Source organism: Chloracidobacterium sp. (assembly GCA_025057975.1).
Taxonomy (GTDB): domain Bacteria; phylum Acidobacteriota; class Blastocatellia; order Chloracidobacteriales; family Chloracidobacteriaceae; genus Chloracidobacterium.
On the sequence record JANWUV010000009.1, the window covers coordinates 58,861 to 81,318 of the forward strand.

Consider the following 22,458-nt stretch of genomic DNA (forward strand, 5'->3'; position numbering starts at 1 on the left):
TGCGCCGAAAACGCGCCCTGAAACGGGCTTTGGCCGTTCACTCATCCCGGCCGTTTCGCTCGCCCCGCCGGAGCGCCAGCAGGCGCGGCAAACGCTGGGTCCCGCCGTAGCCGGGAATCAAATTGAGCCGGATTTCAGGTTGCCCAAACACGGCTGTCGGCTCGCTCACCGTGTAGTGGCACGCCATCTGAAACTCATTGCCGCCGCCTAAAGCGACACCGTTCACCGCCGCAATGACCGGCTTGGACATGCGCTCGATTTTGCCGAAGACCAGATGCGCATTGTTCGGCAGCGGCAGCGCCTCAGCGACTGTTTTGAAGTCAAGCAACTGCTTGATGTCCGCGCCAGCGACAAATGAGCGCGTCCCCTCGCCTGTAAAGATGACGACCTTGACATCATCGCGCCGTTCGAGGTGCTCAACGACGGTGATGAGTTCGTCCAGCGCGCGCTCATTGAGAGCGTTGACCGGCGGGTTGGTGATGGTTACCAACGCAAGGCGCTGCGCCGCTTGCCCGTCTTTGGGTGGTATAACATCGAAATACTGCACGCGCACGTAGCGGTAGGTCTCGAAGACGCGGCTTGCCTCGCGCAGGCGTGTTTTTTCGCGCCAAGCCCTAATCTTAGCCGCCAACTCGTCCAGCACTTCAGGGTTGCGCAGCGTCGTCGTGTCGCCCAGTGGTTCGTCAAACAGCAGATTCTTCAAAAACCGCCGCATGTACTTCCCGCTGCGCGTTTCGGGAAAGGCGCTAACCGGAATGTAGTCCGACGGGACGGCCGTCAGACCCTTTTCCTGCCGAACCAGCTCCGACAATCGGCGTTCGTCATCTGTTGTCAGCTTGCGTCCTTCAGCCGTCAGGATGAAGGCGACCGGCGTTTGGCCTTTTTCCCGGTGCGGCGCGCCGATGACGATGACGTTCCCGACGACCGAGTTGGGGTTCAGCTGCTTGTCGCGCAGGATTGCGCCCTCGATTTCCTCTGTGCCAAGGCGGTGGCCGCTGACGTTGATAACATCGTCGGAGCGTCCGTGCAGGCTAAAGCTTCCGTCGGCATACTTCCGCGCAAAATCGCCCTGGGTATAGGTGAGCGTCCCGGCCCATTTCGTCCAGTAGAGTTTCCGGTAGCGCTCGAAGTCGCCGCGCCACGTCGGCGCAACGGCGGCGATTTCCACGCCGTCGCCGACGACGGTCGTCGTAACGGCGAAGTTTTCTGTGTCGCCCCAGACAGTTCGCGCCAGATATGGGTACGGCTGCGTGATGACGATTTCGCCTTTTTCCTCAATCTCAGCCGGCCGATGCCGGACGGCTGTACCGTTGTCGTCCGTTGCTTCCGCCACCCACACATCGCCTATCACCCATGGCAGCGGGTAAGTGTGGGCGTCCGGGCGGAGCGGGAAGTCGTCATTGCCGTAAAAGTGCGTCCAGACGATGCCGCCGTGTTCCGTCGCCCAGTAGGAGTTGATGTATCGCCGACACAGCAACTCCATGCCGAACTGCTGAACGGCTGGTGAGGTCGGCTCGGCGCAGAACGTCGCCACATGCAGCGACGAAACATCGTACCGCTCCACGTCGGCGCGGTTCTGTGGGTCGGTCATGATCGTTTTGAGAAAGGTCGAGCCAGCTTTGAAGATGTTGACCCGGTAACGCTCAATGATGGAAGCGAAGCGTCCGGCGTTGGGAAACACCGGCGAGCCTTCGGCGACGACGCTGGTGACGCGCGTCGTCAGCGCCGCCGAAATCAGGTAACTCTGTCCCGTAATCCAACCCGGATCGGCGATGACGTACATCACGTCACCCGGCCGTGCGTCAAACGACACTTTCATCGTATGGGCGATCCCGGCAACATACCCGCCATGAACGTGGACGACGCCTTTGGGTTTGCCCGTGCTGCCGGACGTGTAGATGAAAAACAGCGGAAACTCGGACGACACTGGTAGTGGGCGCGAATGCGTGTAGAGGACACTGACCAAATCCGCTGTGGGCAAACTGAGCAAATCCTCCTCTGTCTCAACGGCGAAGCCGCGCGCACGCGCCGTCGCCAGCAGCCGCTGCGAGGCTTCAGCCAGCAAGTCATGCGCCCAGCGGTCGCGCTCCGCCCGCCAGACAATCTCCTGCCCAGTATGCTTGACGACCACGACGGCTTCGACGCGCGCTGGCGTTGTGACCAACGCTTTGGCGATGGCGGTGCGGATCATGGACTTTGCTTTGGCCGACAGCATGCGCAGTTCGCTGAGCCCCACCCCGACGCCGCGCATGGCGTCGGCGCGTTCTACGGTGATGTCACCTACGACGGCGTCGCGTACCGCCCGGCAAATATGCTCAATGACCGAGTCATGAAAATGTTCGCCCAACCAGCCGAAGGTGGATTTTTCGGTGAGGGTTTCGAGCGTGTCGCGGACGATCTCCAGGACGTCGGCGACGGGGACGTAATCATCCAGCGCCTTGTCGGTGTAGGCTTCTTTGTAAGGCACAATCTGCGCGTTGCGGTAGCCGCCGTCCGACGTGATAACGACCTTCGCGCCGGAGTCGTGAATGCGGTCGCTAAGCGTTTTCGCCGAAAACCCGCCGAAGACGGGCGTGTAAATGACGCCGAGCCGCTTGGCCGCCTCGGTGAAGTAAATTTGCTCCATGATGTTGGGGAGATTGATGGCGATGCGGTCGCCAGCACGCAGTCCCAGCCCCTGCAGCGCTAGCGCAGCCTTGACCGTTTCCAGCAGCAGGCGCTTGCGCGTGACGGGGAAGGAAACCACTGGGCCGCCGCGCCCGTTGTCAAGGGATTGATCCCAGCGGTCGCCTTCGAAGTAAAACGCAACTTCATCGCCGTGGCCGGCAAGGACATGGCGATCCACTTCGTTGAAGCAGGCGTTGGTGAGGCCGCCGACGAACCAGCGATAATACGGCGCTTCCGTCTCGTCGAAGGCTTGCGCCCACGGCGTGAAGTCGGCTGCGTCACAGGTCACGGGCGCTCCGGTTCGGTAGTCGTAGCCTGTCCAGCGTGCGGCGGTTTCGTCATAGGTCAGCCATGCCGCCCGTGCAGCGTCGAACCAGTGAATTTCACGCCGCGCAATCGCGCCATGAAAAGCGCCCGGATTCTGAAGGCAGGCGTCGCGTTGCGCTTGCCAGTCGGCGCGGGTGCGGATTGGGTTGACGGTGGGACGGCTCGAAGGTGTGGGTGCGCTCATAGGCCGACGACTCTCCTACGTGAAAAGCTGCTTACCGACAAACCGCTTGTTGCGGAAACCACGCGACCGGCGGCGGGAGCGTTCCCGGCTGAGGCGGCGTGGCTAAATGAGTTCGGCGAAAGACTCCGCTTGCCGGTTGAACGTGAATTGCCCGCCGTAGAAAACGGCGACAGCGAAGACAAATAGCCACAGCAAGCGGCGTGGGTCGGGGACTTCGCCATAATAGAAGATTTGCTGGTAGCCATAAAAAAGCCCGACCAGCGGATTATGTTCTACAATCCAGCGCGCTCGTTCCGGAATCGCCCTCAGCGGATACATAATCGGCATCATAAAGAACAGGATGGTGATGATGTGGCCGAGCAGGTGTTGGGTGTCGCGAAAGGTGACGCTGAGGGCTGAAAGGGCCATCGTCAGACCACACAGCAGCAGCGTCTGGATGATGACCAGTATGGGGAAAACCAGAAGGCCCCACCCCACGGGCAGCTTGAAAAACAGCAGCAACATCAGGAGCAACGGCAAGGACAGCAGGTAGTTGACCATACCGGCCAGCACCGGTACGAGCGGCAGCACCGGCGTCGGGAAAATGGTTTTCCCCACGTAGGACGCGCCTTCCAGAATGGAGGTCGAGCCTTGCAGCAGGGCCGTCGAGAACCAGATCCAGGGCAGCAGGCCGCTCAGGATGAACGCCGGGTAGGCCGGCGCATTGACTTGGAGGAAGTACCCGAACACCACGCTGTAGGTCAGCATCAGCAGCAGCGGGTTGAGGAACGTCCAGAAAAAGCCGAGAAAGGAACCCTTGTAGCGGCCGCGCAAGTCGCGCAGCACGAGCGAGTAGAGCAACCAGCCGTGGTCGCGGAAGATCGTCAGACGCATCCGCGACATATCGCGTAGGTTTTGCAAGTAACGTTAGCCCTCCGACTTTTGCTTGAAACGCTTCTGAAAAGTTATTCCTACCTGTGGTCAAGCGAAGGCTGGAATAGCGACTCACCACAAAGCAGGGTGTCTACGCCTAGGCGTCATTCAGCAACATTTGCCGCAGGACGTAGGGCAGGATGCCGCCGTGCCGGTAATAGTCAATCTCCACTGGTGTGTCCAGTCGGAGTTGAACTGGGACGCGCTCGACATCGCCATTCACCCGCTCGATGACCAACGTGACGGTCTGGCGCGGCGCAACGCCTTCCGCCAGTCCAACCAGCGCGTAGGTTTCCGTTCCATCCAGCCCGAGAGACTGCGCGGTCACGCCGTCGGTGAACTGACACGGCAAAACGCCCATGCCGACCAAGTTGCTGCGGTGAATCCGCTCGAAGCTTTCCGCCACGACGACGCGCACGCCCAGCAGCGCCGTTCCTTTGGCAGCCCAGTCGCGCGAACTGCCCGTGCCGTATTCCTTCCCGGCGAACACAAACAGCGGCGTCTGGGTTTCGGCGTAGCGCATTGCTGCGTCATAGATTGGCATGCGCTCGCCGCTCGGCTGGTGGACTGTAACGCCGCCCTCTGTCCCCGGCAGCATAAGGTTTTTGATGCGAACGTTGGCGAACGTCCCGCGCATCATGACCTCATGGTTGCCGCGCCGCGCGCCGTAGCTGTTGAAGTCGGCGACGGCGACGTTCCGCTCCTGCAAATACCGGCCGGCCGGCGAAGTCGGTTTGATGCTGCCCGCCGGGGAAATATGGTCGGTCGTGACTGAATCGCCAAAGATGGCCAGCGCCCGCCCGCCGTGAATGTCAGCGAATGTCTTGGTCGCAAGGCTGAAGTCGGCGAAAAACGGCGGCTCCTGAATGTAGGTTGAATCCGGCCGCCACTCGTACACCTGTCCGGCGACAGAGGGGATGGCGTTCCACAGCGGATGGTTTTCGGTGAAGTCGGCGTAGAGTCGCCGGTAGGTGTCGCGGTCAAAAGCGGCGTCCATGACGGCGGCGAGTTCGTCGGTCGTCGGCCACACGTCGCGCAGATACACAGGCTGGCCGGCGTCGTCGTAGCCAAGCGGTTCTTGAGTGAGGTCAAGGGTGACGCGCCCGGCCAAGGCGAAGGCGACGACCAGCGGCGGACTCATCAAAAAGTTCGCCTTGACATTCGGGTGGACGCGCGCCTCGAAGTTGCGATTACCCGACAGGACGCTTGCGGCGACGAGGCTGTGCGTGGTGATGGCTTCCTCGATGGTCGGCTCCAGCGGGCCGGAGTTGCCGATGCACGTCGTACAGCCGTAGCCCACCACGTCAAAGCCGACCCGCCGCAGGTCATCGAGCAACCCGGTTTTTTCAAGGTAAGCGGTGACGGCGCGCGAGCCAGGGGCGAGCGAAGTTTTGACCGTTGGGCGAACGCGCAAGCCGCGCGCGACGGCTTTCCGCGCAACGAGGCCCGCCGCGAGCATGACGCTCGGATTGGAGGTGTTTGTGCAGGACGTAATCGCCGCGATAACGACATCGCCGTGGCCAAGGTCGCCGAAGTAGGGGTCGCTGGTCGGCGCGCGCATTGTCGTTTGCTCAGGGGGGATGCCGAAGCCACCGGCGGCGGTTGGTTTCGTGAGCGTTTCGCTGAAGACCGTCGCCACTCGGTTCAGCGCAATGCGATCCTGCGGGCGTTTCGGCCCGGCGACGCTTGCCTCGACGGTCGCCAGATCGAGTTCAAGGACGGTCGAGTACCGGCACGCGCCCGCAGCCGGAATCCCAAACAAACCCTGCGCTTGGAAGTAGTTGCGGACGACGGCGACCTGCTCCGGCGCGCGACCCGTCGCCAGCAGGTAGTCGCAGGTTTTTTCATCAACGGGGAAAAAGCCCATCGTTGCACCGTATTCGGGAGCCATATTCGCCAGCGTTGCGCGGTCGGGGACGCTCAGCGCGGCTGCGCCGTCGCCGTGGAATTCGACGAACTTGCCGACCACGCCCGCCTTGCGGAGCATTTCGGTAACAGTCAGCACGAGGTCGGTCGCCGTCACGCCTTCGCGTAGGCGTCCTGTGAGGTTGACGCCGACGACATCAGGCGTCAGGAAGGAGACTGGCTGACCCAACATGGCGGCTTCCGCCTCGATGCCGCCGACGCCCCAGCCGACAATGCCCAGGCCGTTGATCATGGTGGTGTGGGAGTCCGTCCCAACGAGTGTGTCGGGGAAGTACATCCCATCGCGCGACAGGACGCCTTGGGCGAGGTATTCGAGGTTGACTTGGTGGCAGATGCCGACGCCCGGCGGGATGACGCGGAAGGTTTTGAACGCCTGCATACCCCACTTCAAAAACTCATAGCGCTCCCGGTTTCGCTCGAACTCGAGTCGCATGTTGAGGGTCAGCGGGTCGGCCGGCGTACCGTTGTCGCCGAGGGTAGGCAGGTTGCGTTCGCGGCCGGTGAAATCCACCTGTACGGAGTGGTCAATGACCAGATCCACAGGGACGAGCGGCTCAATCAGGGCCGGGTCCTTCCCCATACGAACGAACGCCGAACGCATCGCCGCCAGATCGCACAGGAGCGGCACGCCGGTGAAGTCTTGGAGCAGGACGCGCGCCACGACGAAGGGGATTTCGGTCGTCCGTTCAGCGTTGGGTTGCCAGTCGGCTAGACGCCGCACGTCGTTTTCGGTGATGCGTCGGCCGTCGCAGTTGCGAAGAACGGCTTCGAGGACGATACGAAGTGAAATCGGCAGCGTTGAGACTTCGCCGAAGCCGGCGGCTTCGAGCGCGGGCAACGAGACCAACCGGCCTTCGCCGCCGTCGCCGAGAGGAAACGTTCGGATCAGGGTTGTCAGGTCCATAGGCGGGTCGTGGTGGTTTGTATCCTTGGGAACACTTTGGTCATAAGTAGCACAGTACGCCGACGTGTGCGAGTACCGGCGGCTTGGGGCGGGTTGTCGCCGTCATAGCGCGAAATGACGGGCAAGGATGAGATTCAAATAAGGATGAGATTCAAATTACGGCCTGCCGCACAAGTTCCGCCGGAAGCTGCGCGGCGGCGTCGGCGGTAACAAGCCATGTCAGTGTTCCGTGCGTCGGGTGAATCATTTGCGCCGGATAACGATCTTTCCGGTCGCCGACCAGCACCTCCCGCAGCACGCCGGCCTTACCGCTGCCGGTGACAAAAAACTCCACGGCCTGCGCTTCGTTGATGAGCGGTGCAGTGAAGGTAAGGCGCATCGTGTTCAGTTGCGGTACGGCATTAGCCACCACCTTCGCCTCGGTTTCGGCGAGTGCTGCCGTGCCGGGAAACAGCGACGCCGTGTGGCCGTCCTCGCCCATGCCAAGGTGAATCAAATCAAAGCGCAGGGGGGCGTCGCGGAAAAACGCCCGTAAGCGGGCGTTATACCGCGCCGCCGCTTCAGCCGGAGGAAGCTCGCCTTCCATCCGATAAATGTTGCTTTCCGAGACGCCCAGCGGCGCTAGGAGGATTTCCCAGGCGAGCCGAAAGTTGCTGTCGGCATGGTTGGGCGGGACGCACCGCTCGTCGCCCCAGAAGCAATGGACGGCGCTCCAGTTGACGCGCCGAGCGAAGGCCTCGGTCGCCAGAAGGCGAAAAATAACGCGCGGCGTGTTTCCTCCCGAAAAGGCGACGGCGAATCGGCCGCGCGCGTCAATTGCTGCGTTAGCCTGCGTCACAAACGACTCAGCGGCATGACGCGCCAAATCGTCAGCGGTCGGGAAGACGAAAATGTTCATGGCGTTATTCGCTTTGCGCGTCCAGCTCAAGCTCGGTCATCATTTCAAGCGCCATCCGCAACGCACGTTCATATGGCTTGGAGCGACCGAAAATTTCAACTTCCCGCGACATCAAGCGCGCGTCAGTCAGCGGCGGCAGGGTGATGGTCGTATGGTGGCGCGCACCGCCGGTAATATCCACCGAGGTGATGTAGAGCAGGTCTGCGCCTTCCGACAGCTGACAAACGACGCTGAAACGCGCCGGCTCGGGCCGTTCGGCGATCAGCAAAACCTCGGTCAGTTCACGCTGCGGCAGGCGGCTGTCGGGTTGCGGCTCAATGGTCAACATGACGCGCCGCCGATGGGCGCGAAAGCGAAGTTCGGCCTGATGAGGGCTGATCTCATAGGCGTCTCTGAGCGTCCAGTTGAGCTGCGCTGCGAAGAAGCCCGCCAGCAGCAATGTCTGTAATGGCAGCCCCGGCGCTTCGGCGTCTTTAGCGTAACGAATGGTCACGCGCGTCAATTCATTGAGGTAATGCGTCAAATCCGGCGCGTCAAACAGGCCGGCGATGAGATCGCGCCATCGCGTCAGGCGCGTCCAGTTTAGGTCGCTAAAGGCCGCACGCCGCTGGGTTTCAAGGACGAACTTCGCCAGTTGCACAGCTAGACTGTCGCGGTGCGTCAGACCGCGACTGTCCACAATAACGCGATCGACGTCGGGCAGGAAATCGGCGAAGTATTTCTCGCGCAGCGTCTGGATGTCGCGCCACCAGAGAAACACTGGCAGATCAGGGACGATGAGCGGCGCGACGGTGCGCGCCAGATATTTGACGGCCGAGCCGCCGACGGAGACCCGAATTTCCTCGCAGCACACCTGCCGCATGTGGTCGTCAAGGTGGCAGTGTGACGCAATCCAGGCGTGAGTTTCCGCCTCCGGCCCGGCCGGGTTGGCGTGCATAATGATGGCGCGGCATGGAGCGGATTCCGTCACCTTGGCAACAACTTCCGAAACGGCGCCGAAATGCGCTTCGTCGGTGATCAACACAAGGAGGTTGAGCAGACAGACGCGCATAACGGCGGCGGTGGCGTCGCCTTCCTTGGCTTCCGCTGCGACCTGCCACAACTCGGTTAGTTCGCGCTCAATCGCCGCCACATCCACTTGACGACGCCGTTCAATGTCTTCGACGATGCCCATGCCGGAGTTCTCCCGCCGTCGTCAGAGCCGCCGCCAGGTGCGTCCCTCCTCCATCAACTGATTGGCGGCTTCCGGACCCCACGTGCCGGCCTCGTAAAAGTGCAGGTTGCGTTCGCCGCTCGCCGCCCAGTGCTCAAGAATCGGCGTCATGAGCGCCCAGCCGGTTTCCACCATGTCGCGGCGCGTAAAGAGCGTCGCGTCCCCGAACATGCAATCCAGCAGCAGCCGCTCGTACGCCTCCGACGACCGTACGCCAAAAGATGTGCCGTAGCGAAACTCCATGTTGACGGAGCGCAGGTGAATGGCGTGACCGGGCAGCTTCGCTGCTAGCCGCAGCGTCAGCCCTTCGTCGGGCTGAATCTTCATCACCAGCAGGTTCGGCTCGTGCAAGTCAGCCTCGGTCGTGGTGAACAACCGCATGGGAACCTGGCGAAACTGGACGGCGATCTCGGCGGCGCGTTTGGTTAGGCGTTTGCCGGAGCGCAGATAAAACGGCACGCCCGCCCAGCGCCAGTTGTCAATTTCCAGCTTGACGGCGGCATAGGTTTCCGTCGTGGACTTTGGGTTGACGCCCTCCTCTTCGCGGTAGCCGGGGACGGCTTTGCCGCCGACCCACCCGGCGGTGTACTGCCCGCGCACGGCATAGGCGTCCACGGCGTCAGGCGGGATGGGCCGAATCGCCTTGGCGACTTTGACGGCCTCATCGCGGATGGCGTCAGCGTCCAGCGACGTGGGCGGCTCCATGCCGACCAGCGCCAGCAGTTGGAGCAGGTGATTCTGGAGCATGTCGCGCACCGCGCCTGCCTCTTCGTAATAGCCGCCGCGCCCCTCGACGCCGACCACCTCCGCCGCCGTAATCTGAACGTGGTCAATATAGCGCCGATTCCAGACTGGCTCAAAAATGCCGTTGGCGAACCGCATGACCACGATGTTCTGCACGGTTTCCTTCGCCCGGTAGTGATCAATGCGATAGATTTGCTCTTCGTCAAAGATGCGGCCGACGTGCGCGTTGAGTGCGCGCGCTGTCTGAAGGTCGTAGCCGATGGGTTTTTCAATAATGACGCGCGTCCAGCCGCCCGGCGTCCGGCGCGCCAGACCTGACGCGCCAAGCGCGTCCATAATCGGCCCAATCAGGCTGGGCGGCGTAGAAAGGTAGAAAATCCGGTTGCCGCCCGCGCCGCGTTCTGCGTCAATTGCGGCAAGCCGCGCCTTGAGCCGTTCGTAGCCAGCAAGGTCGTCGTACCCGCCCTGACAGTAGAATAGGCCGGCGGCGAAGCTCTCCCATTCCGCCTCGGTCGGCGGGCCTGAACTGGAAAACTGCGCCACCGCGTCGCGCATCAGCGCCCGCAGGGCTTCGTCACTCATGGGGCTGCGGGCATAGCCGACCATTGAAAAGCCGCCGGGCAGCCGACGCTCACGGGCAAGGTTGAAGAGCGCCGGTACCAGTTTGCGTTTCGCCAGATCGCCCGACGCACCGAAGATGACAATGATGCAGGGGTCAGGGGTGCGCTCCACGCGCGCTTCTTCGCGCAGGGGGTTCAGATCGTTCGCCATCGTGTATCGCTCCCGGTTTGCGCCGCCCTGCCGGGCGGCGCAGGGAAGAGACGGCGCTACCGGACAAGCGCCTTCCAATCGGTATGGATAGGGCCGGCTTCTGGTTTGTCAAGGCGTTCGTAGGTGTGCGAGCCGAAAAAGTCACGCTGCGCCTGGGTGAGGTTCTGCGGTAGGGTGGCTGTCCGGTAACTGTCGAAGTAGGCCAAGCTGGCGCTCATAGCGGGCAATGGAATCCCGGCTAGCGCGCCGATGCTGACGACCGTCCGCCAACTGGTTTGCGTGTCAGCCATCCACTGGTTGAAATCTGGGTCGAGTAGGAGATTCGGCAGGTCGGGCCGCCGCTGGTAGGCTTGTTTGATCTTGTCGAGGAACTGCGCCCGGATAATGCAGCCCCCCTTCCAGATGCGGCTAATCTCGCTCAGGTTGAGATTCCAGTCATACGCCCGCGAGGCGGCGGCAAGTAGCGCCATCCCCTGGGCGTAAGAGCAGATTTTGCTGGCGTAGAGCGCATTGTGGACAAGAATAATAAAATCTTTCAAATCAGGCATTTCCGGCGATGTCGGCGGGCCGACAATGACCTGGCTCGCCGCTACACGCTCCGCCTTCATCGCGGACAGCAGCCGCGCGTCAATCGCGGCCTGAATCGTCGGGACAGGAACGCCCAACTCCAGCGCCGCTTCGGACGTCCACTTGCCCGTGCCTTTTTGCCCGGCCTTGTCGAGGATCAGGTCTACGAGCGGTTGCTGGGTTTCGGGATCGACAGCGCGGAAAATCTGCGCCGTGATTTCGATGAGGAATGACTGCAGGACGCCTTCATTCCAAGCTGCAAAGACGACGCCAAGTTCAGGCGCGGTCAAGCGGCCGACGCGCTTGAGCAAATCGTAAGCCTCGGCGATAAGCTGCATATCGCCGTACTCAATACCGTTGTGCACCATCTTGACGAAGTGCCCTGCGCCGTTGGGACCGATGTAGGTCACGCAGGGGCCGTCGTCCACCTTTGCAGCGATGGCTTCCCAGATGGGACGGAGCTGTTCGTAAGCGTCGCGGTCGCCGCCTGGCATTAGCGACGGCCCCAACAGCGCGCCTTCTTCACCGCCCGACACGCCGCAGCCGATGAAGTGCAACCCTTCCGCCTTAAGCGCCTTTTCGCGGCGAATTGTGTCGTGGTAGAGCGCATTGCCGCCGTCAATCAGGATGTCGCCCGGCTCAAGGTAGGGCTTGAGCTGAGCAATCGTCCAGTCGGTCGCCTCGCCGGCTTTGACCAGCAGCATGATCTTGCGCGGACGCGCCAGCGCCGCGACCAAGTCCTGTGGCGTTCGGGTCGGAATAAACTTCTTGTCCGGGCCAGCGGTCGCCATAAACTTGTCCACCCGCGCTGGATCACGATTCCAGACGGCAACCGTGTAGCCGTTGCGCGCCATGTTCCGCGCCAAGTTGCCGCCCATGACCGCCAAACCGACGAGGCCGATGTCGGCCAACTGTTCCGTCATATCCACCTCACGTTCTGAAAAGACTTGACCAAAGTCAGAGCGGGGACGGCGTCCGCCCGCCGCCCGTGGCGGAGCTGACAGGCTAGGAGCGCGCGCTGGACGCCAGCGCCTGCGCGAACGCCTCTCGCAGCTTAAACAACTGCGCCGGTACATCCGCGCCTAAGTGAATCCACAGCACGCGCCGCTTCCGCTCGGCGAGGACTTGAAAATCCCCTCGCGCCTGGGCCGCCTTGACGACGCCGAAGGTATAGGCATGACCCGGTACGGGCAGGTCATGGGCGTCATCGCAGGTCAACTGCACAAAGACGCCGGTGTTTGGGCCGCCCTTGTACGCCTGGCCAGTTGAGTGCAGGAAGCGTGGGCCGAACCCCAAACAGGTGGCGACGCGCTTCTCGTCCCGGACAGCGTGCCGAATCGCCTGGAGGTGAGCTTTGTTGATCTGGTTCATTTCAAGATACGCCAGCAGGGCGAAGTAATCCCCGGCGGACAACCGCGCCAGATGCGCTTGTAGGTAACCGGCGAGGTTGTCGTGCGTGCCCAGCGCCGCCGCGTTCGCCGCGTCGGCAAACAGCTTGACGCCGTCGGCGGCGAAGATCGGCGTTTCCTCCGGTAGTGCGCCCGTGTGTTCATAGGCGGCGGTCAGTTCACGGGTGGCGACTTTACTCGCCTCGACATCCGGCTGATCAAACGGATTGACGCCCAGAATTGCGCCGGCGACTGCTGTGGCCATTTCCCAGCGGAAGAACTCCTGCCCCAAGGTCATTTCGTTGGTCAGTCGGTTGACAATGACCGGATAGCCCGCGTCTTTGAAGGCGGCGACGGCGGCGTCGGTGGCATCGTTGTCATCGTCGTCAAGCCGCAGGTAGGCGAAAACACGGTCGTCGCCGTAAGATGAAATGTCGGTCGGGAACTCCAAATCCACCGGAATGATGGCTTTGCCTTGCTTGCCGAGCGATTCCGCGATGAGCTGTTCCAGCCATGCGCCCATCGCCCACAGCTTGGGCGAGGTGATAAAGGTCAACTTGTCCCGCCCGACTTTGGCGAGCGCGCCCAGCGTACAGCCCAACACCACGCCGGGGTTTTCGGCGACCGGTACGCAGGAGGAGCAGGCGGCCGCCATGTCGGCGGCTAAGTCGAGGAACTCGCCCACCGGCACGCCCATCACCGCCGCTGGAACCATCCCAAAGTTCGACAGCGCCGAATACCGTCCGCCGACGCTCGGCACGCCGGCGAAGACATACCGGAAGCCGTCGGCTTTGGCGACGGCTTCCAGTTTTGAGCCGGGGTCGGTAATGGCGACAAAGTGCGCGCCGACGCGCTCCGGTCCAACAATCTGCTTCATCCGTTCAAAGAAGTACTGCTTGAAGATGTTTGATTCGAGCGTCGTCCCCGACTTGCTCGCCACGATGAAGACGGTGCGCTCAAGGTCGAGTTGGGCCTCCAGCGCGCTGATCTGGGCTGGGTCAGTGGAATCCAGCACGTGTACCACCGGTGCGTCGGCCAGCACGCCGAACGTCATGCGCAGCACTTCCGGGCAGAGACTCGATCCGCCCATACCGAGAACAACGGCGTGTTGGAAGTTCCCCCGCAGGTCCGCCGCCGCCGCCGTCAACGTCGGCAGGTTGGCGAGCTGATCCTCAATCAGACCTAGCCAGCCCAGCCACCGGCTTTCATCTCCGCCTGTCCACAACCGCGCGTCGCGCATCCAGAGACGGCGCCCCTTGCCGTTGATTTTCCAGTCGTCGAGTTCGGCGTCCACCAGTCGGCGGTGAGCATCCGTTAGGTGGAGTTCCTGCGCGTTGAGGCGCGTCCAGTTGACGGCCTTGCACTTTTTGTCGAGCGAGTTAAGCAGCTTGTCAAACGGCTCGGCGAAGAGGCGGACGGCCTCAGTCAGCAGCGTGTCGGTGACCTCCTTGAGCGAAATGCCGACCTTTTCAAGTGTTTCAAGTGTGTCGTGGGCAGCTTCAAGGTCGCTTTCGAGCGTTGGTTGGACGCGCCCGTGGTCACGAAACGCCTCCCACGTCGCCGGTGGCATGGTGTTCACGGTGTCGGGGCCGATGAGCGCCTCGACGTAGAGCACGTCGCTGTACTGCGGGTTTTTCGTTCCCGTACTGGCCCAGAGCAGGCGCTGCGTCCGCGCGCCAGCTGCCGCCAGCCTTTCCCACCGCTCGCCGGAAAAGATTTTTTTGTAGGCCTGATAAGCCAGTTTGGCGTTGGCAATAGCCACCTTTCCCTTGAGGCTTTCAAGTAGCGCCCGGTCACCGTCGCCGGCCTTGAGTTTGGCGTCGAGCTTAGCGTCCACCAGTGTGTCAATACGGCTGACGAAGAAGCTGGCGACGCTGGCGACGCGGCGCAGGTCGCCGCCGCCGGCCGCCAAGGCTTCGAGGCCGGCAAGGTAGGCTTCCGCCACCTGCCGATACACGTCCTGCGCGAAGAGCAGCGTGACGTTGACATTGACGCCCTCGCTGATGAGCGTTTGGATGGCAGGGAGACCTTCCGGGGTCGCCGGTACCTTGATCATCAGGTTCGGACGGTTGACGGTCTGCCACAACCGACGCGCTTCGGCGATGGTGCCGTCGGTGTCTCTGGCAAGGTACGGCGACACTTCGAGGCTAACGTATCCATCCCGCCCCTGCGTCCGTTCGTAGACCGGCCTAAGAATGTCAGCGGCGTTCTGGACGTCCTCGACGGCCAGCCGCTCATACAGCGTCATGGCATCGAGGTTTTCCGGTTCGAGCGCCGCCAGCGCCGCCGTATAGTCTTGGCTGCCAGTGATTGCTTTTTCAAAAATTGCGGGGTTGGACGTAACGCCCATCAGCCCGTCTTCGTCAATGAAGCGTTGCAGTTCGCCGCTGGTCATCAGGCTGCGCCGGATGTAGTCAAGCCACGGCGACTGCCCATGCTCATGTAACGCTCGAAGAGGATTCATACGGTACTGCTCCAGGTTAATGAAACCGTTGAGGAACTTTTATTTAGAGTATCGAAACCTAGATGGTTTCGAGGTTTTTCGGGCGCTGGGCGAGCCGGTCAGTCGGTGGTTTTTGCGAGGAGCGCCTTGGCGGTCGCCACGACGTTTTCGGTGGTAAAGCCGAACTCACGCATGAGAACCGTAAATGGAGCCGACGCGCCAAAGCTTTTCATAGCAATGATTGCGCCTTCATCAGTAATGTAGTTTCTCCAGCCCAGTGGGGAAGCCGCCTCAATGGCGAGGCGCTTTTTGACGTTTGGCGGTAGGACGCTGCGGCGGTACTCCTCCGGTTGCCGTTCAAACAGTTCCCAACTCGGCATGCTAATGACGCGCACGGCGACGCCTTCCGCCTGGAGCCGGGCTTGCGCGGCGACCGCCCATTGGAGTTCCGAACCACTGCCAATCAAGATGAGATCAGGTGGGCTATGTTGTTCTTTGGAAAAGACATATGCGCCACGTGAGAGTTCGCTTGCCGGCGCGTGGTGGGTACGGTCAAAAGTCGGTATTTTCTGGCGGGTGAGAATAATCGCCGTTGGCCCGTCGGTGTTGCGGACGGCTGTGCGCCAGGCCTCGGTGACTTCGTTGGCGTCGGCCGGGCGAATGACCGTCAGATTGGGGATGGCGCGCAGGCCGGCGAGTTGTTCAACGGCCTGATGCGTCGGCCCGTCTTCGCCAAGGCCGATGCTGTCGTGGGTGAAGACGTAGATGACGCGCAGCCGCATGAGCGCCGCCAGCCGAATAGCGGCTTTCATATAGTCGGAAAAGACGAGAAACGTGCCGCCATACGGGATAAAGCCGCGACTGAGCGCCAGGCCGTTGAGGATGGCGCCCATGGCGTGTTCCCGAACGCCGAAGTGGAAGTTACGCCCGTGGCGGTCAGTGGCGCTGTAAGCGGTTGCGCTCTTGATGGCTGTGTTGTTGGAGGGCGTCAAATCGGCCGAGCCGCCGATGAGAAAAGGCAGCCGCTCCGCCAGCGTGTTGATGACCACACCGGACGCTTGCCGGGTCGCCATGTCGTCGGTGAAGGTCGGCAGGTCAGCGTCCCAGCCGGGCGGAAGTTCGCCGGCGTGAAACGCGCGCCATTCAGCGGCGAGGTCGGGGTAAGCGGCTTCATAGGCGGCGAAGCGCGCCGTCCAGTCGGCTTCCAGCTGTTCACCGCGCGGAATGCAGGCGCGGTACACTTCCAGTGCTTCGGCGGGGATCGTAAACGGCGCGTCGTAGGGCCAACCGTACGCCTGTTTGGTCAGCTTGACTTCCTCAGCGCCGAGCGGTTCACCGTGCGCCTTGGCTGTATCCTGCTTGTTGGGGCTGCCGTAGCCAATGTGTGTCCGGGCGACGATGAGCGACGGGCGGGTGGTTTCGGCGCGCGCCTGTTCAATGGCTTGGGCGATTTGCTTGAGGTCATTGCCTTCGATGGACTGGACGTGCCAATCGTAGGCGAGAAAGCGGGTCGCCACGTGTTCGCGGAAGGTTAGATCGGTGCTGCCGTCAATGGTGATGCGGTTGTCGGCGTAGTAGACGATGAGTTTACCGAGTTTAAGCGTCCCGGCGAGGCTACAGGCTTCGGAGGCCACGCCTTCCATTAGATCGCCGTCGCTGCACAGCACGTAGGTGTTGTAGTCCACGATGGTGTGGCCCGGGCGGTTGAAGTACGCGGCGAGTTTAGTTTCAGCAATCGCCATCCCGACGGCTGTGGCGATGCCTTGACCGAGCGGCCCGGTCGTGGTTTCGACGCCGGGCGTGTGGCCGTACTCCGGGTGGCCCGGCGTTTTTGAGCCCCACTGGCGGAATCGCTTGATGTCTTCGAGCGGCAGGTCATACCCGGTCAGGTGCAGCAGCCCGTAAAGCAACATACAGCCGTGGCCGGCGGAGAGAACGAAGCGGTCGCGGTTGGGCCAGTGTGGATTGCGCGGATTGTGGCGGAGATAGCGGGTGAAGAGCAGGTAGCCGAACGGCGCATTTTCCATCGGCGCGCCGGGATGGCCTGACTGCGCCTGCTCGACGGCGTCAATAGCGAGCGTGCGGAGCGTTGTGACGCAGAGTTGGTCGCGTTCGGTCGTCCGGGCGGCCGGTTGGACGGCAGGTAGGGAAGCCATGAGCGTTTGGGATGTAGGGAATCTGGAATGAGCGCGGCGGCGCGTGTGGACGTAAGGTAAGAAAACAAACGGTGGGTATGTTCTATCGCCAATCGTCGCGCCAAAGCAAGTCAAAACCGAGCGCCTCGTCGTTGCCGAGGGGAGCCGCTTCACAAGGGGGGGAGGAGTCCGCCAAAGGCGTCCGACGGTGTGGTTGAGAGGGGGGATGAGGAAAAGAGTGAAACTTCATGTAACGCCTCAAGCCGACGATGAGCCGTTGGTTGGGTGTCTGACTGGAAACAGTTGGCAGTGTTGGCTTATACGCCGCGGCCGGGCGTGGGGCGCAAGGCCTCAAGCAAAGTCTTGGCTTAGGAAACAGGGCGCTGGCGAGCGGACGGCATTTCCGTCTGGTTGGCGTGTGCCGTGGTTCTGGCGGGCTTGGGCGCGACGGCTTGAACTTCCGCCACAATGTCAAAGATGGAAAGCGTTTCGCGCTCGATGATAAAGCCAGCGGCCGCAATGGCGTGGCACGTGGCGCGGTTGAGGTGGCAGCCGGCGGCGAGGCGTTTTTGGAGCGGTGTCAGGGCGTCGGCGACGTAGCCGAGGAGTCCCGGCGGACGGATGTGTTCCAGCGCGAGCAGTTGGCCGCCTGGGCGCAGGACACGCCGGATTTCGTCCAGCGCCTGTTTTGGATCGGCGACGGTGCACAGCGCAAGGGTGACGACAACGGTATCGAATGTTTCATCGGGAAAGGGCAGCGCTTCGGCGGCGGCTGTGCAGAACGTCACCGGCAGGTCGGCCGGACGCGGTTTGGCTTGCGCTAGGCGCAGCATGGCGGGGTCAGGGTCAGTGAAGGTCAACGACCGGACCTGCCGGTAAAAGGGAAGATTCGCGCCCGTGCCGCCGCCAATTTCGAGAACATCACCAGTCGCCTGCGGGATCAGGCGTTGTCGTCGCACGGCGAAGATACGCCGTTCGAGCGGGCGCATGTAGGCGTCGTAGTTGTCGGCGAACTTACCCATATTTGGTGGTCTCCTCCGGGCGGGCCTGGGGGGATAAGCTGCGGAAGCGCAGGCCGGTTCTCGGCTGGCTGGAGCGTCACCGGCCTGCCGTTATCGTCAGGAGCGCTGGGGGTAGTGTATCACGGCGTTGGGTTGCCCAAGGCGAGGCGGCGTTAGACGATGTCGCTGGCGTCGGCGTTGCGGATGAAAAACTCTTCCAACGCCGATTTGACCGGCGTAATGGAGACAAGCCGCCCGCCATGGCGACGCAGTTCAGCTAGGGCGTCGCCGACCTCGTCCGCCGACTTGAGTTCGCAGTGCAGTCCGGCGGCGGTTTGGCGCAGTCGCGCGGCGTATCTCTGCAGAGCTTGGACGGTTTCAGGTGTTGTTTCCGTAGCGACAATTTCCAGTGTCGCTGACCGTCCAGCTTGAAGCTCCGCTAGGGTGCCGTACGCCACGCGCCGTCCCTGTTTGAGGATGGCGACGCGGTCACATAAAGCCTCCACATCGGACAGAATGTGTGTTGAAAGGAACACCGTTTTGCCGCGATCGCGTAAGCCGGCGATGATGTCCCGCACTTCGCGGCGTCCGATAGGGTCAAGCCCGGTCATCGGTTCGTCTAGGAAGACCACTTCGGGGTCGTGCAGGATGGCCTGGGCGATGCCGATGCGTTGGAGCATGCCCTTGGAGTACTTGCGCAGCGGACGATTGGCGGCGTGCCGCATCCCGACCAGTTCGAGCATTTCCTCGATGCGCCGCGCGCGCCGGTCGGCGTCCATGCCGCAGAGCCGGCCGAAGTAATCCAGCAGTTCGCGTCCGGTCAAATAGTCGTAAAAGTAGGGCGTCTCCGGCAGGTAGCCGATTCGCCGACGCATGGCAACGTCATCCAGCGGACGACCGAGGATGCGAGCTGTTCCGCCGGTCGGATAAACGATGCGCATCAGGATTTTGAGCGTCGTCGTTTTTCCGGCGCCGTTGTGGCCGAGGAAGCCAAATACTTCGCCTTCGTAGACTTCAAGACTGACATCCTCAAGCGACTTGACACGCTTGTTGCGCCAGAAGCCGGTGACGTACTCCATTGAGAGCCGTTCGATTTCAACAACGGGTCGCATGTAGGCCTAGGCCGCCGAGGATTTTCGGTGCGTTGTTTGTGGCGCTCGCAGTATGGTGAAAGCAGGTGGTCGGTTCAACCGCCGTTTTGCGTCAGGGCAGGAGGGGGGTGGGTATGAGTTTGTTGTCGCCCACGGTCTGGGTGATTCATATCGCAAGCGTCACGGAGTGGACCTTGGCGATAGGTTTGGCGTGGCGGTTGGGTGCGGCGCTGGGGCGAGTGGATGTCCAACGGTTGGCCGTGGCGATGTTGCCGCACTGGGGGGCGGGGTTGTGCGTTCTTGCGTGGCATGCGACGAATGACGCGCCGGATGTGATGTGGCTTCCACGGACGCACGAGCTGCTGACGCTTGTTGGAAGCGTTGGGCTGGCGACGGCGGCGCTGCATTTGCGTGAATGGGTGCGGCGCTATCCGCGTTTTGTTTTGGTGCTGACGGCGGCGGCGGCGCTAACGGTCGGCGGCTTCCTGTTGGCGCGGGCGTGGCTGCCCTATGGCGGGACGCGCGGTGCGATGATCCAAGCAGCCGGACTCGCTTATGCGCTGTTTGTCGTCTTTCTGGCGCTGAATCGGCGGTGGGATCGGGAGGCGTTCAACGTCCAGACGATTGTCGGCTATGGGTTGCTGATCCTGTTCGTCGTTGTCACGATAGCGTTGAGCGGTGTCGCCCGAACGGTTTATCGCGCACCTTCGCTGACGCATGTGGACTGGCTGCACGGCGTCGCCGAAGGGACGATGACCGTTGCCAACTTAGTGTTGGTGTTGGGTTTACGCCGGTCGCTCCGGTCGGTGGAAGCCGCCGCCGTTCCGACGGCGACCATTGCGCCGGCTTGAAAAGCCGACTACATCTATACGGGCTTAGTTGCTGATGCGCCCGTAGCTCAATTGGATAGAGCATCAGACTTCGGATCTGAGGGTTGGGAGTTCGAGTCTCTCCGGGCGCACTCCACTTCGTTTCCACAAACCTTCCCAAACCCGCACAAGCCCAGTCAAAGTCAAGCCTCGCACCTGACCGCTTCTATTTTGCCGCCGGAACAAGTTTCCGTTGGATGCTTGCCGGGCTCGTGATTTGTTCTTGTTAGGGCGCGAGTTAGGGTGAGAGACAGGAACGACGCAGGGGAAGCGGTGTTGGGCACAGTAGGGGCGCTGGCGAAGCCGGCCGTCCGGTCGCCTAGCAAGAGCCAGACGCCTATGGCCCAGCGAAGGTGCGCCACAAGTTGACGCTCGTTTGCAGGACGCCGACGACCAAACCCACATACGTTCCAAACGTCATAATGCCCCGTAGCTCGCGGCCGGCGGTCTCATAGACGAGACTTTCAAAGATGTCGTTCGAGAACGTCTCAAAACGACGCTTGATGATGCCCCGAATGTCCAGCCGCTCGCTAAGCCGCCGAACAAGATCCTGGGCGATCCGCTTCTGAAGCGGACGTTCGCTGGAAAAGATCGCCTCCGGCAACCGCCGCAGCGCCTCATCAACGACTTCCCGAATCGCCATACTCTCGGAAAGTTGATCGGCAAGCTCATTGATGGCGCGGTCAACAATGCGGTACACCAAAGCGTCGCCGACCAGAAACGTCGCCGTCTGGCGTACCGCCGGGTGGTAGTCCCGCTCTAACCGCCGAACCACAACCGCCCGCAACTCATGGGCGATCCGCCACTTGGCCTCCGAAGAATGCTTCAGCGTGGCAAGCATCTCCGTCATCCGACCGGCGACCAGCGGCAACAGCGCGTCGGACTGCGACCGCTCGGCGTAGCGCGAACGCGCCAGCCGCTCCACATCGGCGTCAAGGCGCAGTTCATGGAGTGCGGCGGCCAAGATGTCGGCGGTCAGCAGTTTTTCGGCGATGACGCCGGCCAGCGCGTCCACAAAACGGTCGCGCTCCGCCGGTAGTAGTCCCGGCGTGAACGGCAACTTCCAGCCGAAGAGGTACACCGGCTTGAGCGGGCGGAAGAGCATCTTGACCGCCAACCAAGCGGCCCCGTAACCGTGCGCCGTGGCGATGACCAGCGGGCTGCAATCGGAAAGCAAGCGCAGAAGGTTCATAACTGCGCGCCGTTGGGGCGAGGAATGTAGGCAAGCGCCGGGTGAAATGAAACTCTAGCGCGCCCGCCGTGCGCTTTGCATCTGGAAATCAAAGCCGTCGGGCGTCAAAGGCGCTGTTTGGTGCTATTGTAGCGCATCACTTCGCCGACGGTTGTTAAACGCTCATGAGGAAACCCTTGCTTGATGTGTTATTCCCGGCTCTGGCCGTAGTGTTTGCCTTTGCGCTGGGCGGCGTCATCGTTTGGCTGATGGGCGATAGCCCGTTCACCGTTTATGAACTCTTCTTCTCCAGCGCCTTTGGCTCCCTCGATGGCGTCGGCTACACGCTGTTCTATGCGACGCCGTTGATTTTCACTGGCTTGGCGGTGTCGGTCGCCTTTCGGTGCGGACTGCTCAACATCGGCGCGGAAGGTCAGCTAACCGTTGGGGCCTTTGCCGCCGCCTGGGTGGGGTTCACGCTGACGGGACTACCGTCGCCGGTGCTGGCGCCAGCCTGTATCTTGGGCGCGATGCTCGCCGGCGCGTTGTGGGCGGCCGTGCCGGGTATCCTCAAGGCCCGCTTCGGCGCCCATGAAGTCATCAACACCATCATGATGAACTTCATCGCCGCCGGGTTAGTCAGCTACCTTGTGCAGTACCACTACCGCGAGCCGGGCGACCCGATTCTCCAAACCTATGAGATCGCGCCCGCCGCCCATCTGGCGCGCATGCACCGCTTGATCCCAGCCATTCCTGAACGCATCCCGTTGAGTCTAGCCTTTTTGATCGCCTTGCTTGCCTGCGTCGCCGTTTATGTCTTTCTCTGGAAGACAAAATGGGGTTATGAGTTGCGCGCCGTCGGGAGCAGTCCGACGGCGGCGGAGTACGCTGGCGTCAACGTCCCACGCAACATTGTGCTGGCGATGGTCATCAGCGGCGCGCTCGCCGGATTGGTCGCCGCAAGCGAGGTGCTGGGCTACCGTCACCGCTACTATGACGGCTTCTCGCCGGGCTACGGTTTCACCGGCATCGCCGTTGCGCTGCTGGGGCGTAACCACCCGGTTGGGATTGTGTTGGCAGCCGTCCTGTTTGGGGCGTTGATTCGGTCGCAGCTTTTTATCGGCATCTTTACCGAGCGCGTCTCTAAGGACCTGACCATCGTTCTGCAGGCCGTCATCATCCTGTGTGTCGCCTGTGAGTATCCGGTGCGAAACGCTTTCGCCAAACTGACCAAGTCTGACGTGTGA

General features: G+C 62.0%; 13 protein-coding genes, 1 tRNA gene and 1 pseudogene. 3 read left to right on the forward strand and 12 right to left on the reverse strand.

The annotated features are described in order from the left end of the window. Positions 1–76: 76 nt before the first annotated feature. From NZ585_09390 to NZ585_09440, 11 genes and pseudogenes are all read right to left on the reverse strand, one after another. Positions 77–3,178, reverse strand: a pseudogene (locus NZ585_09390) (AMP-binding protein). 102 nt (positions 3,179–3,280) lie between these two features. Beyond that, on the reverse strand, positions 3,281–4,060 hold the full coding sequence (locus NZ585_09395) for an ABC transporter permease (GenBank protein ID MCS7080250.1): 780 nt from the start codon (positions 4,058–4,060) through the stop codon (positions 3,281–3,283). 127 nt (positions 4,061–4,187) lie between these two features. Further along, positions 4,188–6,920: an aconitate hydratase AcnA gene (gene acnA, locus NZ585_09400; protein MCS7080251.1), complete on the reverse strand. Its 2,733-nt coding sequence runs from the start codon at positions 6,918–6,920 to the stop codon at positions 4,188–4,190. Positions 6,921–7,071: 151 nt separating this feature from the next. Continuing rightward, positions 7,072–7,818, reverse strand: a complete 747-nt coding sequence (gene pgl / locus NZ585_09405; GenBank protein ID MCS7080252.1) for a 6-phosphogluconolactonase — start codon at positions 7,816–7,818, stop codon at positions 7,072–7,074. A gap of 4 nt (positions 7,819–7,822) precedes the next feature. After that, positions 7,823–8,992 (reverse strand): glucose-6-phosphate dehydrogenase assembly protein OpcA, encoded by a 1,170-nt coding sequence (locus NZ585_09410; protein MCS7080253.1) that lies wholly within the window; start codon positions 8,990–8,992, stop codon positions 7,823–7,825. Positions 8,993–9,013: 21 nt separating this feature from the next. Further along, positions 9,014–10,546, reverse strand: coding sequence for a glucose-6-phosphate dehydrogenase (gene zwf / locus NZ585_09415; protein ID MCS7080254.1), 1,533 nt, complete (start codon positions 10,544–10,546; stop codon positions 9,014–9,016). A gap of 56 nt (positions 10,547–10,602) precedes the next feature. Beyond that, positions 10,603–12,036 carry an NADP-dependent phosphogluconate dehydrogenase gene (gndA, locus tag NZ585_09420; protein MCS7080255.1) on the reverse strand — a complete coding sequence of 478 codons (1,434 nt, stop codon included), beginning with the start codon at positions 12,034–12,036 and terminating at the stop codon, positions 10,603–10,605. Positions 12,037–12,118: 82 nt separating this feature from the next. Further along, positions 12,119–14,965 carry a bifunctional transaldolase/phosoglucose isomerase gene (locus NZ585_09425; GenBank protein MCS7080256.1) on the reverse strand — a complete coding sequence of 949 codons (2,847 nt, stop codon included), beginning with the start codon at positions 14,963–14,965 and terminating at the stop codon, positions 12,119–12,121. Between the two features lie 98 nt (positions 14,966–15,063). After that, entirely contained in the window at positions 15,064–17,100 is a 2,037-nt protein-coding gene (tkt, locus tag NZ585_09430; GenBank protein MCS7080257.1) for a transketolase, read from the reverse strand. Between the two features lie 347 nt (positions 17,101–17,447). Then, a complete protein-coding gene (locus NZ585_09435) occupies positions 17,448–18,101 on the reverse strand; it encodes a class I SAM-dependent methyltransferase (GenBank protein MCS7080258.1) in 654 nt (217 codons plus the stop codon). A gap of 152 nt (positions 18,102–18,253) precedes the next feature. Then, positions 18,254–19,192 (reverse strand): ABC transporter ATP-binding protein, encoded by a 939-nt coding sequence (locus NZ585_09440; protein ID MCS7080259.1) that lies wholly within the window; start codon positions 19,190–19,192, stop codon positions 18,254–18,256. Between the two features lie 113 nt (positions 19,193–19,305). Between NZ585_09440 and NZ585_09445 the strand changes: the two genes are divergently transcribed. Both NZ585_09445 and NZ585_09450 read left to right on the forward strand, forming a co-directional pair. Beyond that, complete coding sequence (locus tag NZ585_09445) at positions 19,306–20,022, forward strand: DUF2499 domain-containing protein (protein MCS7080260.1); 717 nt, start codon at positions 19,306–19,308, stop codon at positions 20,020–20,022. Between the two features lie 36 nt (positions 20,023–20,058). Continuing rightward, a tRNA-Arg gene (locus NZ585_09450) sits at positions 20,059–20,132 on the forward strand. A 245-nt stretch (positions 20,133–20,377) separates the two neighbouring features. On the opposite strand, the gene NZ585_09455 is transcribed toward NZ585_09450, so the two are convergent. Further along, complete coding sequence (locus NZ585_09455; protein ID MCS7080261.1) at positions 20,378–21,232, reverse strand: DUF445 family protein; 855 nt, start codon at positions 21,230–21,232, stop codon at positions 20,378–20,380. A 164-nt stretch (positions 21,233–21,396) separates the two neighbouring features. Here NZ585_09455 and NZ585_09460 point away from each other — a divergent pair, with 164 nt between their 5' ends. After that, positions 21,397–22,458, forward strand: a complete 1,062-nt coding sequence (locus NZ585_09460; protein MCS7080262.1) for an ABC transporter permease — start codon at positions 21,397–21,399, stop codon at positions 22,456–22,458.

Bases quoted from the DNA above. Each gene is read 5' to 3' on its own strand.
- NZ585_09460 (MCS7080262.1), top strand. From the start codon at position 21,397: ATGAGGAAACCCTTGCTTGATGTGTTATTCCCGGCTCTGGCCGTAGTG.
- NZ585_09440 (MCS7080259.1), bottom strand. From the start codon at position 19,192: ATGCGACCCGTTGTTGAAATCGAACGGCTCTCAATGGAGTACGTCACC.
- NZ585_09425 (MCS7080256.1), bottom strand. From the start codon at position 14,965: ATGAATCCTCTTCGAGCGTTACATGAGCATGGGCAGTCGCCGTGGCTT.
- NZ585_09455 (MCS7080261.1), bottom strand. From the start codon at position 21,232: ATGAACCTTCTGCGCTTGCTTTCCGATTGCAGCCCGCTGGTCATCGCC.
- NZ585_09435 (MCS7080258.1), bottom strand. From the start codon at position 18,101: ATGGGTAAGTTCGCCGACAACTACGACGCCTACATGCGCCCGCTCGAA.
- NZ585_09395 (MCS7080250.1), bottom strand. From the start codon at position 4,060: ATGTCGCGGATGCGTCTGACGATCTTCCGCGACCACGGCTGGTTGCTC.
- NZ585_09410 (MCS7080253.1), bottom strand. From the start codon at position 8,992: ATGGGCATCGTCGAAGACATTGAACGGCGTCGTCAAGTGGATGTGGCG.
- zwf (MCS7080254.1), bottom strand. From the start codon at position 10,546: ATGGCGAACGATCTGAACCCCCTGCGCGAAGAAGCGCGCGTGGAGCGC.
- pgl (MCS7080252.1), bottom strand. From the start codon at position 7,818: ATGAACATTTTCGTCTTCCCGACCGCTGACGATTTGGCGCGTCATGCC.
- tkt (MCS7080257.1), bottom strand. From the start codon at position 17,100: ATGGCTTCCCTACCTGCCGTCCAACCGGCCGCCCGGACGACCGAACGC.
- acnA (MCS7080251.1), bottom strand. From the start codon at position 6,920: ATGGACCTGACAACCCTGATCCGAACGTTTCCTCTCGGCGACGGCGGC.
- NZ585_09445 (MCS7080260.1), top strand. From the start codon at position 19,306: ATGAGTTTGTTGTCGCCCACGGTCTGGGTGATTCATATCGCAAGCGTC.
- gndA (MCS7080255.1), bottom strand. From the start codon at position 12,036: ATGACGGAACAGTTGGCCGACATCGGCCTCGTCGGTTTGGCGGTCATG.